The organism is Campylobacter concisus (assembly GCF_015229955.1).
GTDB classification, from domain to species: Bacteria; Campylobacterota; Campylobacteria; order Campylobacterales; family Campylobacteraceae; genus Campylobacter_A; species Campylobacter_A concisus_AT.
The window spans coordinates 134,792-150,567 of the sequence record NZ_JAAKYZ010000004.1 but is presented as its reverse complement, the minus strand read 5'-3'; the positions used below and the strand labels follow the sequence as shown (position 1 = coordinate 150,567).

At 37.5% G+C, this 15,776-nt stretch carries 15 protein-coding genes; 9 read left to right on the top strand and 6 right to left on the bottom strand.

All coding sequences use genetic code 11. The features are described from left to right. Window positions 1-92 precede the first annotated feature (92 nt). Genes modE through G6W45_RS07240 form a run of 7 tightly spaced genes read left to right on the top strand, consistent with a single transcriptional unit; the run spans window position 93 to window position 5,661 of the window. Window positions 93-875, top strand: coding sequence for a molybdenum-dependent transcriptional regulator ModE (modE, locus tag G6W45_RS07270; protein WP_194168034.1), 783 nt, complete (start codon window positions 93-95; stop codon window positions 873-875). Then, entirely contained in the window at window positions 876-1,631 is a 756-nt protein-coding gene (modA, locus tag G6W45_RS07265; protein WP_194168033.1) for a molybdate ABC transporter substrate-binding protein, read from the top strand. Further along, a complete protein-coding gene (locus G6W45_RS07260; protein ID WP_194168032.1) occupies window positions 1,628-2,023 on the top strand; it encodes a TOBE domain-containing protein in 396 nt (131 codons plus the stop codon). The genes modA and G6W45_RS07260 overlap by 4 nt, the downstream gene beginning before the upstream one ends. After that, window positions 2,020-2,877, top strand: coding sequence for a sulfate/molybdate ABC transporter ATP-binding protein (locus G6W45_RS07255; protein WP_194168031.1), 858 nt, complete (start codon window positions 2,020-2,022; stop codon window positions 2,875-2,877). Before G6W45_RS07260 ends, G6W45_RS07255 begins: the two co-directional genes overlap by 4 nt. Then, window positions 2,874-3,551, top strand: a complete 678-nt coding sequence (gene modB, locus G6W45_RS07250) for a molybdate ABC transporter permease subunit (RefSeq protein WP_084109623.1) — start codon at window positions 2,874-2,876, stop codon at window positions 3,549-3,551. Before G6W45_RS07255 ends, modB begins: the two co-directional genes overlap by 4 nt. Window positions 3,552-3,598: 47 nt before the next feature. Beyond that, window positions 3,599-4,096 carry a redoxin family protein gene (locus G6W45_RS07245; RefSeq protein ID WP_194168030.1) on the top strand — a complete coding sequence of 166 codons (498 nt, stop codon included), beginning with the start codon at window positions 3,599-3,601 and terminating at the stop codon, window positions 4,094-4,096. Between the two features lie 8 nt (window positions 4,097-4,104). Then, a complete protein-coding gene (locus G6W45_RS07240) occupies window positions 4,105-5,661 on the top strand; it encodes a methyltransferase regulatory domain-containing protein (protein ID WP_194168029.1) in 1,557 nt (518 codons plus the stop codon). A gap of 3 nt (window positions 5,662-5,664) precedes the next feature. Here G6W45_RS07240 and G6W45_RS07235 read toward each other — a convergent pair whose 3' ends face one another. From G6W45_RS07235 to G6W45_RS07225, 3 genes are read right to left on the bottom strand one after another with little or no spacing between them, the layout of a single operon-like run. Beyond that, window positions 5,665-6,471, bottom strand: a complete 807-nt coding sequence (locus G6W45_RS07235) for a 3'(2'),5'-bisphosphate nucleotidase CysQ family protein (RefSeq protein WP_194168028.1) — start codon at window positions 6,469-6,471, stop codon at window positions 5,665-5,667. Beyond that, window positions 6,468-7,745: a citrate synthase gene (locus tag G6W45_RS07230; RefSeq protein WP_084109619.1), complete on the bottom strand. Its 1,278-nt coding sequence runs from the start codon at window positions 7,743-7,745 to the stop codon at window positions 6,468-6,470. The genes G6W45_RS07235 and G6W45_RS07230 overlap by 4 nt, the downstream gene beginning before the upstream one ends. A 2-nt stretch (window positions 7,746-7,747) precedes the next feature. After that, window positions 7,748-8,911 carry a cation:proton antiporter gene (locus G6W45_RS07225; protein WP_194168027.1) on the bottom strand — a complete coding sequence of 388 codons (1,164 nt, stop codon included), beginning with the start codon at window positions 8,909-8,911 and terminating at the stop codon, window positions 7,748-7,750. A 117-nt stretch (window positions 8,912-9,028) separates the two neighbouring features. Here G6W45_RS07225 and G6W45_RS07220 point away from each other — a divergent pair, with 117 nt between their 5' ends. Then, window positions 9,029-9,511: a hypothetical protein gene (locus G6W45_RS07220; protein ID WP_107710061.1), complete on the top strand. Its 483-nt coding sequence runs from the start codon at window positions 9,029-9,031 to the stop codon at window positions 9,509-9,511. A 417-nt stretch (window positions 9,512-9,928) separates the two neighbouring features. Here G6W45_RS07220 and crcB read toward each other — a convergent pair whose 3' ends face one another. The 3 genes from crcB to topA all read right to left on the bottom strand — a co-directional run bounded on the left by crcB (window position 9,929) and on the right by topA (window position 13,922). Further along, window positions 9,929-10,282: a fluoride efflux transporter CrcB gene (gene crcB / locus G6W45_RS07215; RefSeq protein WP_194168026.1), complete on the bottom strand. Its 354-nt coding sequence runs from the start codon at window positions 10,280-10,282 to the stop codon at window positions 9,929-9,931. Next, entirely contained in the window at window positions 10,282-11,121 is an 840-nt protein-coding gene (locus G6W45_RS07210) for a biotin synthase (protein ID WP_194168025.1), read from the bottom strand. The genes crcB and G6W45_RS07210 overlap by 1 nt, the downstream gene beginning before the upstream one ends. Before the next feature lie 683 nt (window positions 11,122-11,804). Then, entirely contained in the window at window positions 11,805-13,922 is a 2,118-nt protein-coding gene (topA, locus tag G6W45_RS07205; RefSeq protein WP_194168024.1) for a type I DNA topoisomerase, read from the bottom strand. Window positions 13,923-14,114: 192 nt separating this feature from the next. On the opposite strand from topA, the gene G6W45_RS07200 reads away from it, so the two are divergent. Next, window positions 14,115-15,608, top strand: coding sequence for a flagellin B (locus tag G6W45_RS07200; protein ID WP_103577495.1), 1,494 nt, complete (start codon window positions 14,115-14,117; stop codon window positions 15,606-15,608). Window positions 15,609-15,776 lie beyond the last annotated feature (168 nt).

The window sequence follows — 15,776 nt, the reverse complement described above, 5'->3', positions numbered from 1 at the left end:
ATTTATAAATCGACTTAAATCTTTAAGCTTAAGGATTAATATAATTAGATATACTTCACAAATTATTCTCTAATATAGTAAAGGTAAAAATTTTGAAAGCAGATATAAATTTAGAACTATTTTTAGGCGAAGATACACAGGTTTTAGCTAAACATATTACATTATTAAAGGCCATAAAAGAGACAAAAAGTATCACAAAAGCAGCGGAATTGGTTGGTATATCATATAAAAATGCTTGGGACTGTCTTGATACGATAAATAACAAAAGTAGCAAGCCACTTATTATTAGAGCTGATGGAAATAAGAAAAATAGTGGCTCCGAGCTAAGCGAGTATGCCGATAAACTGATAAAAATTTATGATGCCATTCTTGAGACTCAAAAGGACTTTTTACAAAAAATTTGTCAAAAAGTAGATTTTGAGGATGTAGATATTATAAATCTTCAAAGAATGAATATGAACTTAAGTGCTAGAAATCAGCTCTCATGTGAGATTATTGGCATAAATAGAGGTGCGGTAAATTCTCAAATAGTTGCAAAACTAAGTAATGGCTGCACGCTTGAGTCAAACATCACGGTTGAAAGTGAGAAAAATTTAGGCCTAAAAGTTGGACAAAAAGTTATTTATATTTTTAAAGCTCCAGCTGTCATTTTGGCTAAGGATCTAGATATAAAAATAAGCACAAAAAATCAATTAAAAGGCGAAGTGATCGAAGCAAAGATAGGTGCTGTAAATGCTGAAATCACTTTAAAACTAAGTGATGAGCAGACCCTAACTGCCATCATCACAAAAGATAGCGCGATGGATATGCAAATAGGCGTTGGTGACACGCTTTTAGCCATAGTAAAATCATCTCAAACCATAATAGGAGTATAAATGAAAAAGGTTTTTAAATTTCTATGCGCAGTAGCTCTGCTTGCCATAAACGCATTTGGCGCTGAAGTAAATGTATATGCTGCGGCAAACACAACATACGCATTTCCAGAGCTTATAAAAGAGTTTAACAAGCTTCATCCAGACGCTAAGATCAATCTAACTCTTGGCGCAAGCGGTGGCCTTGTCACGCAGATACAAAACTCGGCTCCAGCTGATATCTTCATGGCTGCTGATATGGGCTTTGCGCAAAAGGCCTACGACACAGGCTTTGCAGTGGTTGCTCCAAAAGTTTATGCACAAGGCGCTGTTGCTATTTTTTCTATTAGAAATGTTGATTTCAAAAAAGGTATTGAGGTTGTTCGTGGCTTAAAAGCGATCTCTATCGCAAATCCACAAACTGCGCCATACGGCAAAGCTAGTATAGAGGCTCTTAAAAACGCAAAGCTTTATGATGAAGTAGAAAAAAATATCGTCTATGCTCAAAAAATTTCTGAAACTCTATCTCAAGCATTAAGTGCTTCTGATGTAGGCTTTATCGCAGCTAGTGCACTTTTTGATGAGAAAATGTCAAAATACAAAGAGGGCATTAATTACATCCTTGTTCCACAAAAACTATACACTCCGATCGATCAAGGCATAGTTCTTCTAAAACATGCTGAAAAAAATGATGATGCAAAAGCATTTTATGAGTTTATCTTAGGTGATAAATCAAGAGAAATTTTCAAGAAATTTGGTTACAACGTTCCAGCTAAATGATAAGAGCAAAGATCGTTGGAATTTTAACTAAAGATGACGTTAGCCTATTTGAGCTAAAGGGTCTAAATTTAGAGGCAAATTTATTTATGCTAGTCTTGAATGAGGCTAGCAAATTCGCCTTAGATGATGAGATTGACTTAGGTTTTAAAAGCTCCGATGTTATCTTGGCAAAAGACAAACTAAGTAATAGCTCGCTTGAAAACGAGCTAAAGTGCGTGATTGAGGCTATAAATTTTGGTGAAATTTTAAGTGTTATTAGCTTAAAGTGTGGCGAAATTTACTTTGAAGCTATTATCTCAAATCACGCATTAAAAACCATGAACGTAGGTGAAAACGATGAAGTCTTTGCCTATATAAAATCTACAAGCATTCACATAAGTACACAAAAATGATAGAAATTTCTTGTAAAAAAGAGCTAAATGGCGGTGGCGGAAAATTTTTACTTGAGGCCGACCTTAGCTTTGAAAGTGGTGATTTTGTCGCACTTTATGGAGCAAGCGGTGGCGGAAAGACCACTATTTTACGCTTGATCGCTGGTTTTGAAGCACCACAAAGTGGCTTTATAAAGGTTGGAGATAAAATTTTCTTTGATGAAAAGACAAATTTGGCCCCACAAAAGCGAAATATCGGCTTTTTATTTCAAGACTATGCACTTTTTGAAAATATGAATGTCTTTAAAAATTTACTCTTTGCAAAAAACGATCTAGCTCTAGCGAACAAGCTTCTTGATATTTGCGGCCTAACAAGTCTAAAAAATGCAAAAATTAGCACTCTTTCTGGCGGTCAAAAGCAACGTGTTGCTCTGGCTCGTGCGGTTATGAGAAAGCCTGAAATTTTACTACTTGATGAGCCGTTAAGTGCGCTTGATAACGCCATGCGCGAGAAACTTCAAGACTATTTACTGGCACTTCATGATGAGTTTAAGATGAGCATTATTTTAGTAAGTCATGATATTGCTGAAATTTATAAGCTTTGCAATAAAGTCTTTGTCCTTGAAAATGGAAAAATTTCAAGATCAGGTAGTGCAAGTGAGATATTTTTAAAGAGTGCAGGATCGCAGAAATTTGCCTTTAATGCTAAAATTTTAGAGATAAAAAAACGTGATGCTATTTACGTGGCAAATGTATTAATAAACCGCCAAATTTGTGAAGTGGTGCTAAGTAGCAGCGAAGCAATGAATATAAAATCAGGCGATATGGTAGTAGTTAGCACAAAAGCATTTAGCGTAAATTTGGAAAAAGCATGATAGATGAGTTAAAAAGTATCGATTACGAGCCATTTTGGCTATCACTAAAATTATCTTTTATAACAACTTTTATTTTATTTTTTGTCTGCATCGCACTTGCCTATTTTATGTCGCAGAAAAAATTTTTTGGCAAATCATTTTTAGAGTCGGTAATCTCACTGCCCTTGGTCTTGCCACCAAGTGTTCTTGGCTTTTATCTGCTCATTTTTCTTTCGCCTTATTCGGCCTTTGGTAAATTTATCGAAGAAATTTTTGGAGTTAGGCTTGTTTTTAACTTCACAGGTCTTGTTGTGGCAAGTTGTATCTATTCATTGCCATTTATGTTTGGGCCGATTTATGCTGGACTAAATAGCCTAAAAAAGAGCCTTTTTGAAGCAAGTTATAGTCTTGGTAAAAATAAGCTCACGACTATTTTTAGGGTAATTTTGCCAAGTATCAGATCAAATTTATTAACAGCTACTGTCGTTAGCTTTGCTCACACTATGGGTGAGTTTGGTGTTGTTTTAATGATAGGCGGTAGTGTAGCTGGAGAGAGCAAGGTCGCTAGCATTGCGATATTTGAAGCGGTTGAAATGCTTGATTACACCAAGGCTCATATCTATGCACTTTTGATGCTAATAATTAGCTTTTTTGTCCTTTTTGTAGTTTATCTTTTAAATTCTAAAAAAGCTTAAGACAAAGCTTATAAAGATATAATAGTAAAAATTTTAAAGGATGAAGTATGATAAAAGTGCCTACAAGTATATATTTAAATACCTTAGACGGTAAGGAATTTGATTTTTCCGCCTTTGCAAGGACACACGACTGCGTTATTTTCATCTATCCAAAGATAGGCGAGGACTTTAGTCTTTTAAGCGAGCAATTACAAAATACTGCAGGCATGAAGGGCTGCACCAAACAAGCGATAAACTACAAGAAATTTTTAAAAGATTTTAACGATCTTGGTTTTATGGTCATAGCTATTGGCTCCCAAGATATAGCAGCTCAAAAGAAATTTCAAGAAGAAACTTCAGCTGGAGTTATGTTTTTAAATGATAGTGAGTTTATGCTTGAGAAAGCACTTGAACTTCCAGTTTTTTCTGCATCAAATGGCCATAAATTCTACTTTAGACAAACACTTATCATAAAAGATGGCAAGGTAAGGCACGCATATATAGTGGATGATCCTGAGAATGATGCCAAAAATATGCTAGAAAAACTCAAAGAAAAAGACTACTAGGAGCTAAAATGAGTCAAAATAGCAAAATCGAAAAGTCTTATGACGAACTAACTTATAAATCCATAGCTTTTGCACAATCATCACCTTACAGGCTTGAAGCTTGTGCTACACTTCTTGGCGTAAACCCGCCGCCGTGCAAAAATGCAAGAGTTTTAGAGATAGGATGTAGCTTTGACGGAAATTTGATCCCATTTGCAGCGAATAATAAAAACGCAAAAGTAGTTGGTATAGACCTCAGTGGAGAGCAGATAAGGCGTGGGCAAGAGATCGTTAAAGAGATGGGGCTTACAAATTTAGAGCTTATCCATGGCGATATTTGCGAATTTAACGGCGATGAGAAATTTGACTATATCATTGCTCATGGTGTTTTTAGTTGGGTACCTGACTTTGTAAAAGAAGCCATATTAAAAGTCGTAAGAGAGAATTTAAGTGCAAATGGCGTGGCATTTATCTCCTATAATGTTTATCCTGGTTGGAAAGTAAAAGACATCGTAAGAGATATAATGCTACTTGCCACAAAAGATAAAGAGAGCATGCAAGATAAGCTAAAAGCAGCCAAGGAAGCACTTTTAATCTATAAAGAATATTTGCTTAGTAAAGATAATATAACTTATGAAAATAAAATGCCTACAAGAATGCTGTTGTTTTGGATAGATGAGATACTTTCAAAAGATGACTTCTACATAGCTCACGAGTTTTTGGAAGATACAAATAATCCATTTTATTTCAAGGATTTTAATACCATGCTCACCAGAAATGAGCTTGCTTATCTTTGTGAATATACGCTTGATGATATCTTTGTTCCAGATATTGGCATAGCCACAGTAGATGAATACAAAAACAATAAATTTAAAGATAGGATCGATTTGGAACAGTTTATGGACATAGTTAGCAATAAGGTCTTCAGACAAAGCCTAATAGTCCATAACAAAACTTACGAGGGCATAGCCAATAAGCAAATAGGCCCAGGCGACATTAATAAAATTCACGTTGTAGCAAATTTTACAAAGAAAGGCAATGAGTGGCAAGACAGTTGCTCCGTTATGCCACAAGACATATCATGGCTTTGCGAGGTCTTTTATAAGATGTATCCAGCTAGCATAAACCTTTCTCAGATTTTAGAAATTTTACCAGAAGATAAACTCATGGTTTATAGCGCCTTTGTAAGAATTTTAACAAACTCGACTGATGCAATGATCTTAAAAGATGAGCAAAAAAATATTGAGTATAAGCCCGGATACTCAAGACTTAGCGTAAATTTAACAAACTATGTAAAGTATTTTTTAAATCATAAAAATAACGCTGATGTTACTTTTGCTAATAAATTTAGCATTTTAGGAAAATTTAATACCGTCGATTATTACATACTTTTACTGCTTGATGGTAAAAATAGTTTAGAAGAAGTAGCCGCAAAGGCTTTGAAATTTATCAAAGAAAGCAACGAGAATATATTGGATATAGATGGGAAAGTACTTAAAAAAGATAAGGTTGCCGCAAATATAATGAACTATGTGCTAGGCACAGCAAAAATAGCTAGTATGCTTTATCTACTAGAAGAAATTTAAGGTTTAAGTTTTACTTTGTTTATATAGTTGTGTGATTTTATCTTTTAGATTTAGTGTATTTTTTGAGAGAGCTATGAAAAATGGGCTTTTTAAATTAGCAAGCTCGTAGCTGATCTCTTTGCTGCTATTAGCGTCAAATACTTTTCCGCCACAAAAATTTACGAGCGCTTCTCCTGCAGCATTGTCCCAAAGGTAGCTTGGCGCAAATCTCAAATAAGCTCCACCAAATTCAACCAAACGGCAAAATTTTATGGCTGAGCCGATGCACCTTTGCTTAAAATTTAAGCTCTGTCCTATAAGTTCTATCTCTTTGGCATCACCTCTTCTGCTTGAAAAGATTAGATTGTCTAAATTTTTATCTTTTTTGTTTAGATCGATCCTCTTTATGATTTCATTATTGTCACCTAAAATTTCTTTAAAAGCGCCGTTTTCATCAGCATAAAAAAGCTCTTTGCTAACTGGGATAAAAATGACACCAAGCACCGGTCTAGCTTTCTTTATAAGCGCTATGCAAACGCAAAATTCGCCATTTCTAGCTAGAAATTCTTTCGTGCCATCAAGAGGATCTACGAGCCAAAACTCGTCTTTATCGCTTTCTTGCAAGATACTCTCTTCAGAGCAAATTTTTATCCCACTTTTGCTTAGAATTTTTATTATCGCTTCATTTGCAGCTAGATCAGCGCTAGTTAGTGGCGAGCTGTCATCTTTTAGGCAGACTTTAAGAGCCGTATTATCTGCAGAGTAAAATTTCATTATTTGCGCTCCAGCATTAACGGCTGCTTTTTTAGCTAAATTTAGAAGCTCACTCATTTTGGTGTTCTGTTTGTCTCTCCAACATAAAGCTGTCTTGGGCGGACGATCTTTATCGTATCTTGCTCTTTTAGCTCGATCCACTGGCTGATCCAGCCTGGAGTCCTGCCGATGACGAAGATTACAGCAAACATATTATTTGGTATACCAAGCGCCTTTAGGATGAGCCCTGAGTGAAAATCAACGTTTGGATATAAATTTCTACTCACAAAGTAGTCGTCATTTAGCGCGATCTCTTCGATGCGGTTTGCGATCTTGATAAGCTCTGAGTTAATGCCTATCTCATCCATAAGCTGATCTCTCATCTTCTTAAGCACTTTTGCGCGAGGGTCAAAGTTTTTATAGACCCTATGGCCAAAGCCCATTAGCCTAAATGGATCGTTTTTATCCTTTGCTCTAGCGATGTATCTATCGACATTTGCGACCGAGCCGATCTCTTCAAGCTGGCGGATGACACCCTCGTTTGCCCCACCATGAGCCCAGCCCCAAAGTGCTCCAATACCTGCACTTATACATGCGTATGGGTGAGCATGCGTTGAGCCAACAGTCCTAACAGTCGTTGTTGAAGCATTTTGCTCGTGATCTGCGTGCAGCATAAAGACCGTGTCAAGTGCTTTTATCTCGATTGGCTTAAGATCGACGTGCTCGTATGGATAGCCCCTCATCATGTAGAGGAAATTTTCAGTAAAGCCACGATCTAAATTTGGATATATGATAGGAAGTCCGCGTGAGTAGCGGTAGCTAAAGGCCGCGATCGTTGGAATTTTAGCGATTATACGCATAGCCATCTCGTGATACTCTTCAGGTTTATCCATATTTAGGTGATCTGAGTAAAAGGCACTTAGCGCTGATACTGCTGCTTGCAATATCGCCATAGGGTGCGCCTTGTCTGGAAATGCGTCAAATAGCTTCATCATGCCCTCATGTATAAAGCTTCTTTTTTTAAGCTCGGTTTTAAAATTTATATACTGATCATTTGTTGGAAGCTCTTTGTTTAAAAGTAAGTATGCCACATCTAAAAATGTCTTATTTTCAGCCAAATACGCGATATCATAACCTCTATACATTAGCTCGCCTTTTAAGCCGTCTATATAAGTTATCGCCGAGCGACACATCGCAGTTGAAGTATAGCCTCTGTCAAAAGTAAACATTCCAGTATCACTAAAAAATGTCGAGATGTCTATCACATCAGGCCCCATAGTGCCTTTTAGTATAGGAAACTCGTAACTCTTGCCGGTTCTGTTATCAGTTAGCGTAGCTGTATTTGATGACATTTTTACTCCTTACTTCTTGATTGCATTAGAAATTTTATAATTATTGTCCCTATTATAGCTTGAGCTAGGCTTGCTAGGATAAAAGATGAGTAAGAATAGTCACTTATCTCACCTGATCTGTGTGCGATAGTAGCAACTGCTACTAGAAGCGTTAGTGGCATAGATTGTGAGAGAGAAAACAAAAATATCCCTTTAAATCCTAATTTTGCTATAAATAACACACTTGAAAAAAGCCTTGTGGCAAGCATCGCACAAAATATAAAAATAGCATCTTTTATCACTTCATTTGAGCTTAGGCTTGAGAGCTTGAAGGTTGAGCCTATGTGTATAAAAAATATCGGTACCAAAAATCCAAATCCAAAACTTGAAAGCTTGTGCGGTAAGTCTTTTTTATGATCAAAAAATGTCGCTATAAACATACCTGCGATAAACGCGCCAAAGGCAACTTCTAAATTCAAATAAAGCATAAGTGCAATCATCGAAAAAAATACAGCAATGCTTAGCCTAATATCTTTTTCGTCCTTATCGTAGTGTGGCATAAGGATCACTTTAAGCCCCGGATACCACCAAAAAAGCACATCTAAAATTTTAAAGCTTAGCACGCTGATAGCTAAAAATAAGATCAAATAGCCAATCGTTAGCCATAAATTTATACTAGCTCCAAACTGCAAATAGGCTGCTATAAATGTCAAAAGCGTAATGCTTATAAGCTCGCCAATAGTTGCAATAAGCATGCTTAAATTTAGCCATTTTACATCTCTGCCATACTCTTTAAATAGCGTAAATATCATGCCAACGGCCATTATCGGGATAATGATGATATAGAGCAAACTAAGATCAAAACTAAATGTAAGTGCAGTTGCTAGCGAGTAAATGAGGGCAAGATAGATAAGCCCCAGACGTAAAATTTTACGGTCAATGTTTATAAGCATTCTAAGATCGATCTCCATACCAGCTAGAAACATCAAAAAGAAAAAGCCAACTTCGCTAATTAGCTTAAACATCTCATTTTCGCCGACAAGTCCGATGTAGCTAGCTAGTGCTCCAAGTATTATCTCAGCAGGAGCGACAGGAATGCGTAAAATTTTAGAAATATAAGGCGAAGCAAAGACGATAAATGCCAAAACGACAAGAATACTAAGCTCGCTAGCTTGATGTAACTGCAAAAAAATCCTTAAATTAAAAATGTTTGATTGTATAAAAAGCTTTGTTATTTTTTGATTAAGCTAAGCGATTTTTGGGCAAAATGGCGACAAATTTTTAAAAATTTGGAGTGCAAATTTATGCGTAAATTTCTATTTTTTGTCTTGATGTTTTTTGGAATTTCTGGCTTTGCAGATGAGCTAAGTTTAGTTCAAAGTTTTAAATTTGATGGAAGTATTTTTTATAAGAAAAATACAGCCAAAGATGAGAGCTTTTACTTTTTAAAAAATGAAAATTTTGATGAGCATTTTGTAGGCTTTAGAGTGAAATTTGATAAAAATATAAAAGGTGAAAGTATGCTTGTTGAGCTAAAAAGAAAGATAAAAGAGGCTAAAGAGGTGCTTTATAGCGAAGAGAATGATCAAATTTTAGCTCTCATAAAAGATGAAACTAGCAGTAAAAATATAGAAATAATCCACTTTTTACTTAGAAAAGATGGAGTCTTAATGCTTTCATATGAGAGAATTTATGATCCAAAAACTCTGGTAGATGGGCTTAAGCCTGTACTTTTAAGTGAAGCTAGAAATTTTATGCTTCAGATGCCAAAGGTAGAAGCTAGGTAGAAAGGTGGATGTGGCGGTATTTTGCACTGCATGCGATTAAAAACTACGACAAATTTTTATTTATCAAGTCAGATAAGCGTCAAGTAAATTTTAAAATTTCATGAACGAGTAATTTCGGCTCTGATTTTAGTGGCAAGCTTTGCGAGACCTAAAATCAATAGTCAATTCTTGCGAGTGAATAGAATTTTAAAATTTTCGCGATAGTAAAATTCTATTTTTAAAAATACAGACTTTTCTATTTTTAGGTTCTTTTATTCAAAAGGGAGACAAGGGGACTCGAGTTACGAAGCCGTCCCCTATCCCCCTTTTTAAATCCCCAATCCCCTCGCACGTTCAAAGTGCATGCAATGGTACTAAAGCACTGCATGCGATTAAGAAAATCTAGCAAAATTTAAACTCTATTAAATTTGCAAACTCTCATAAACTCTTGCCAAGTAAAATGCCAAGATAGCTTGCAAGTAGGCAAAAAACAAGGTTTAAAAAGATATTTAAAAAGCCTTTTATCAGCTCGCCTTCTATTAAAAATTTCACGCTATCAAGGCTAAAGCTTGAAAATGTTGTAAATCCGCCAAGTATGCCAACGACCAAAAATACTCTCACGCTTTGGCTTAAATTTAGACAAAACAAAACGCCGATAATAAAGCTGCCAAGCACATTTACGCCAAGTGTGGCTAGCGGAAAGTGACTAAATTTTAGCAGCTCGCCAGCTAAAAACCTGCATCCAGCCCCGATAAAGCCTCCAAGCCCTGCGAAAAGCAAATTTGCAAGCATTAGTGACAGATACTAGCGAAGTTAAAACCACGCTTTGTAAGCTCCTCGATATCCTTGCTAGCTTTCTCGCCTTTTGCGGTGAGATAGTCGCCAATGACGATCGCATCGGCGCCATTTTCAAAGATCTCGTATTGTCTATCGCCTAAAATTTTCTCTCTGCCGCCAGCTATCATGACTCTAGTTTCTGGTAGATCTCTTTTGGTCTCACGCACTATTTTTAGGGCTTCATCCGTACTAAGAGGAGGCAGATCAAGAGTTAGAGCTTCATTTTTAATGAAAAAATTTATCGGTGACGAAAATGGCTCAAGCTCTTTTAGACTAGCTCTAAAGCTCACCCTGTCAGCCTCACTCTCACCAACGCCGTAAATACCACCAGCGCAAAGCATAAGACCTGCTCTTTTTGCATCTAAATTTGTCTGATATCTCTCGTCCCAAGTGTGAGTTTTACAAATTTTTGGAAAAAATTCTCGGCTTGTTTCAAGGTTGTGGTTGTAGCTAAAAACGCCAGCCTTTTTAAGCTCGATAAGCTGCTCGTAAGTTGCCATGCCGTTACATGCGATGAGCATCAAATTTGGTACTTCTTTGCTCACGGCTCTTGCTAAAGATGCGATGTAGTCGGTCTTTTTGTCGTTCAGTCTAGCACCACTTGTAACTAAACAAAAGCCAAGAGCGTGGTTTTTATAAGCCATTTTGGCTTCGTCCACCACCTGTTGCACGCTTTTTTCTTTAAATTTTGAGATATCGGCACCAGCTTTGGCACTTTGCGTGCAATAAGCGCAGTCCTCGGCGCAGTTTCCTTGAGTGACTGAGCATATCGCACAGAGCATAATTGTTTTCATTTTTCATCCTTTTTTGGGGCGTATTATAGCTTTGATAGGTTTAAAATTTAAGTAGGGTGATTTATGAATTTGCAAAAATAGTTTGATGAAATGTATAAAATTATTTTTATTCAAAGATGGACAAAGGGGCTTGAGTTACGGTCTGCTCGCAGCTGCGAGCTAGCGAAGCAAAGCCGTCCCTTTTCTTCCTTTTAATCCCCTAAACCATTCGCACGTTAGAAGTGCATGTAATAGTACTTTGCACCGCATGCGTTCGTATATATAGCAAGTGTCAAGTAAATTTTAAAAATTCAAGAACGAGTAATTTTGGCTCTAAAATTTGAGTTAAGCGGTAAGCGAAGCTAAATTTTAGCAGTCAATTCTTGCAAGTGAGTGAAATTTTAAAATTGCTCCACGATATAAACTTATTAAAAACTATGCGAAAAGCTTAAATCTTATGACATTACTTTCTCTTATAAATTTCCGCTCTCTCTTTTAAAAGACTAGTTTTTAAATTTGGCAAAGCGCTAAGCTCGCCAAAAAAGTACGTACTGCGATGTGAAGCTACCATCTAACTGAGTGTAGTTGGTGACGAGGTTTTTGCCCTTTATGCTGGCTAAGCTTAGCGGTGGTGTCAGGCACTTAAATTCCAAATTTATAAAAGCCAAATTTAGGCTCAAGGGCTCAGATTTGGCTAGAATTTTTTAGTTTTCAGAGATAAGGGTCTTTTTCTTGCACTTTGTGCACTCTATAAATGTGCCTTTTTTAAGATCTTTTTTGATCATATCGCCGCCACATTCGTCGCATTTTTGCTCAACTGGCTCGTAGTTTGAGACGAAGTCGCATTTTGGATAGTTGGCACATCCATAAAATTTACCGCGCCTGCTAAACCTTTCGACGATCTCACCGCCACATTTTGGACATGGCACATCAAGCTTTTTAAGCTCGCGTTTTGGCTTTGCTGCCGCAGTAGCAGCGCCTGCCTCTGCGCTCTTTTCATTATCTTTTGCGACGTTTCTTGAGTATTTGCATTTTGGAAAATTTGAGCAAGCGATAAACTCGCCGTATCTGCCCTTTCTAAGCACTAGCTCGCTTCCGCACTCTGGGCACTTCTCTCCGATCGGAGTAGCCGTTTTTAGGCTCTTTATGCCAGTTTTTCCAGCACTAATTTTTTCCATAAATGGATAGTAAAAGTCGCTTAGCACCTTTTGCCAGTCAGCCTTATCAAGTGCTATCTCATCGAGCTTTTCTTCAAGATGTGAGGTAAATTCGCTATCAACGATATTGCTAAAGTGCTCCTCCAAAACACCTATCATGCTGAATGCGATATCGTTTGGTATGAGCTGCTTTTTCTCGACTCTCACGTAGTCTCTTGAGGTTAGCAGCGTGATAGTCGGTGCATAGGTACTTGGGCGGCCGATGCCAAGGCTTTCAAGCTTTTTAACAAGGCCAGCTTCTGAGTACCTAGCTGGTGGCTCGGTGAAATTTTGCGTGCTTTTTATGCTTTGCAAGTTCATCTCGTCGCCCTTTTTTAAATTTGGCAAAATTTTATCCTTATCAAGCTCGCCATAAACTTTGTAAAAGCCGTCAAATAGTACCTTTCTGCCGCTTATCTTAAACTCGCCTTTTTCGCTTGCGACATAGACATTTTGCGTTTGACTCACACATGCGCTCATTTGGCAGGCTAAAAATCTATTATAGATGAGTGTGTAGAGTTTAAGCGCGTCTTTTTCTAAAAATTTAGCGGCGATTTGTGGAGTGAAGTTTAAATTTGTAGGGCGAATCGCTTCGTGGGCTTCTTGCGCGGCTTTTGAACTTGTCGTGTAGCTTATCGCTTTGGCCGGCAGATACTCTTTGCCGTAGTTTTGCAATATATGCTCTCTAGCGGCCGCGACAGCCTCTTTGGCTAAATTTAAGCTATCTGTTCTCATATATGTGATAGCACCCATGAAGCCTTCGTGAGTTTGTACGCCTTCATAGAGGCTTTGTGCGATCATCATCGTCTTTTTAGGGCTAAAGCCAAGACGGTTGCTCGCACTTTGCTGAAGGGTTGAAGTCATAAATGGCGGGCTTGGCTGGATCTTTCTATCTTTACTCTCGATCTCACGGACACTAAATTTCTCATTTTGTAAATTTTCAATGATGTATTTTGCGCGGTCTGGGTTTTGGATGGTAAGCTTTTCGATCTTTTGGTTTTCAAATTTAACTAGCTCAGCGTCTAGGTCTTTTTTAAAAACGGTGTCAATGGTGTAGTATTCAACTGGCTTAAATGCCTGGATTTCACGCTCGCGGTCGACTATTATCTTTAGTGCCGCACTTTGAACACGGCCAGCGCTTAAGCCTTTTTGTATCTTTAAATTTAAAAGCGGACTTAGCTTGTAGCCAACTATGCGGTCGAGCAAACGCCTTGTTTGCTGGGCATTGACGCTATTCATATCGACGTGTCTTGGGCTTTTTAGAGCGTTTTGTATGGCGCTTTTGGTGATCTCGTGAAAGACGATGCGAGGCAGACTAGTTGGCTCTTTGCCGATAGCGTTTGCGATGTGAAATGCGATCGCCTCACCCTCTCTATCCTCATCGGTCGCGAGGTAAATTTCATCAGCACCCTTAGCAAGCTCTTTTATCTCTTTTACGATGGCGGAGTGATCACTGCTGATGCGATACTCTGGGGTAAATTTATCATCTTCTATCTTGATACCAAAGCTTGTTTTTGGCAGGTCTCTGATGTGGCCCTTTGAGGCGATGACGTTGTAGCTTTTATCTAGAAAATTTTTGATAGTCTTTGCTTTTGCGGGAGATTCCACGATGATTAAGCTTTTCATTTATATATAGCCTTTGAATTTTTTGGCGTAATTGTAGCAGAAATAATTTTTAAAGTATCAAGACATAAAAATTAAATCCGTCTTTATTATTTTAAAAATTTTTTCATTCATGCCTATAAAGTTTTTAGAAAATTTCACGATATAGTTTTTGTGCGACAAGAAGTCGTAACTAAAAAATTAAAAGGATTTACAATGAGTTTTCGTATTAACACAAACGTAAACGCACTTAACACACACGCTAACGCAGTTAGCAACAACACTGACCTATCTAAGTCACTTAACAAACTTAGCTCAGGTCTTAGGATTCAAACAGCTGCAGACGATGCTTCAGGTCTATCTATTGCAGATAGCTTAAGAAGTCAAGCTTCAGCTTTAGGTCAAGCTATTGCAAACGGTAATGATGCTATTGGTATCATTCAAGTTGCCGATAAAGCTATGGACGAGCAGCTAAAAATTCTTGATACTATCAAGACAAAAGCTACTCAATCAGCTCAAGACGGCCAAACAACTCAATCACGCCAAGCATTGCAAGCTGATATCGTTCGTCTAATGGAAGAGCTTGACAATATCGGTAACACTACTTCATTTAACGGTCAGCAACTACTAAACGGAACATTCTCTAATAAAGAATTCCAAATAGGTGCTTACTCAAACCAAACTGTTAAAGCAAGTATTGGTGCGACTACATCTGATAAGATCGGCCTTACACGTTTTGAGAGTTCAAAATTACTTACCGCTATGGGTGAAGTAAAGCTTAAATTCTTAAACGTTGATGGTGTAAATGATGTTGGCGTTACAGCTGCTACTATTTCAACAGGTATAGGTAAAGGACTTGGTGCTCTAGCTGAGAATATTAATAAAGTTGCTGATAAAACTGGTGTTAGAGCGACAGCTGATGTTACTTGGAAAGCTAGTGTTGCTATTGCTGGTGGTCTAATTAAATCTTTAACAATCAACGGCGTTAAGATCGGCGACCTAGAGGTTAAAGCAAATGATGCAAACGGTGCACTAGTAAATGCTATCAACTCTGTAAAAGATCAAACTGGTGTTGAAGCTTCTGTTGATGCTGAAACAGGCAAAATGGTACTAACAAGCCGTGATGGTCGTGCTATAGTTGCAACTGGTACAGACATTGAGAAAGGACTTGGCGGAAAAGGTAACAATTTAACAAAAGGCTTTGTTGGAAGACTAAATTTGGTTCGTCTTGATGGTAGAGATATTAAACTAGAAGGTGGCGGTGCTACTAAATTGTCAATAGCATTCTCTGCTGATGGTGGTGCTCAACAATCAGTATCTCTAAGAGACATAAGAGGCCAAATAGATAAAACCCTAGCAACTGCTATGGGCTTCCAAAGAATGAGTAAAGCTTTATCAGTAGCTCAATCTGCTGGTGTTATGACACTTCGTGGCGCGATGGCTGTTATGAGTATCGCTGAGTCTGCTCAAAAAACACTTGATCAAGTTCGTTCAGACCTTGGTTCAGTTCAAAATCAACTTCAAGCTACAGTTAATAACATCACTGTAACTCAAGTTAACGTAAAATCAGCAGAATCTCAAATCAGAGATGTTGATTTTGCTAGCGAGTCTGCTAACTTCTCGAAACATAACATCCTAGCTCAATCAGGTGCTTATGCTATGAGTCAAGCAAACAGCGTACAACAAAACGTAATGAAGCTTCTACAATAGTTTCATTAAGGTTTTAGATAGAGGCTTTGTCGTAGTAACAAAGCCTTAAGAGTGTTAATGCTTTTACAATACGCAAACCCACGCCCCAAAGTTCTAACTTTGGGGTTTTATACTTTTGCAATCAATAAAATATCTTAAACTTTGTATATGAGCTTTTAAAATACTCAT

Bases quoted from the DNA above. Each gene is read 5' to 3' on its own strand.
- modA (WP_194168033.1), top strand. From the start codon at position 876: ATGAAAAAGGTTTTTAAATTTCTATGCGCAGTAGCTCTGCTTGCCATA.
- G6W45_RS07260 (WP_194168032.1), top strand. From the start codon at position 1,628: ATGATAAGAGCAAAGATCGTTGGAATTTTAACTAAAGATGACGTTAGC.
- G6W45_RS07255 (WP_194168031.1), top strand. From the start codon at position 2,020: ATGATAGAAATTTCTTGTAAAAAAGAGCTAAATGGCGGTGGCGGAAAA.
- modB (WP_084109623.1), top strand. From the start codon at position 2,874: ATGATAGATGAGTTAAAAAGTATCGATTACGAGCCATTTTGGCTATCA.
- G6W45_RS07245 (WP_194168030.1), top strand. From the start codon at position 3,599: ATGATAAAAGTGCCTACAAGTATATATTTAAATACCTTAGACGGTAAG.
- G6W45_RS07240 (WP_194168029.1), top strand. From the start codon at position 4,105: ATGAGTCAAAATAGCAAAATCGAAAAGTCTTATGACGAACTAACTTAT.
- G6W45_RS07235 (WP_194168028.1), bottom strand. From the start codon at position 6,471: ATGAGTGAGCTTCTAAATTTAGCTAAAAAAGCAGCCGTTAATGCTGGA.
- G6W45_RS07230 (WP_084109619.1), bottom strand. From the start codon at position 7,745: ATGTCATCAAATACAGCTACGCTAACTGATAACAGAACCGGCAAGAGT.
- G6W45_RS07220 (WP_107710061.1), top strand. From the start codon at position 9,029: ATGCGTAAATTTCTATTTTTTGTCTTGATGTTTTTTGGAATTTCTGGC.
- crcB (WP_194168026.1), bottom strand. From the start codon at position 10,282: ATGCTTGCAAATTTGCTTTTCGCAGGGCTTGGAGGCTTTATCGGGGCT.
- G6W45_RS07210 (WP_194168025.1), bottom strand. From the start codon at position 11,121: ATGAAAACAATTATGCTCTGTGCGATATGCTCAGTCACTCAAGGAAAC.
- topA (WP_194168024.1), bottom strand. From the start codon at position 13,922: ATGAAAAGCTTAATCATCGTGGAATCTCCCGCAAAAGCAAAGACTATC.
- G6W45_RS07200 (WP_103577495.1), top strand. From the start codon at position 14,115: ATGAGTTTTCGTATTAACACAAACGTAAACGCACTTAACACACACGCT.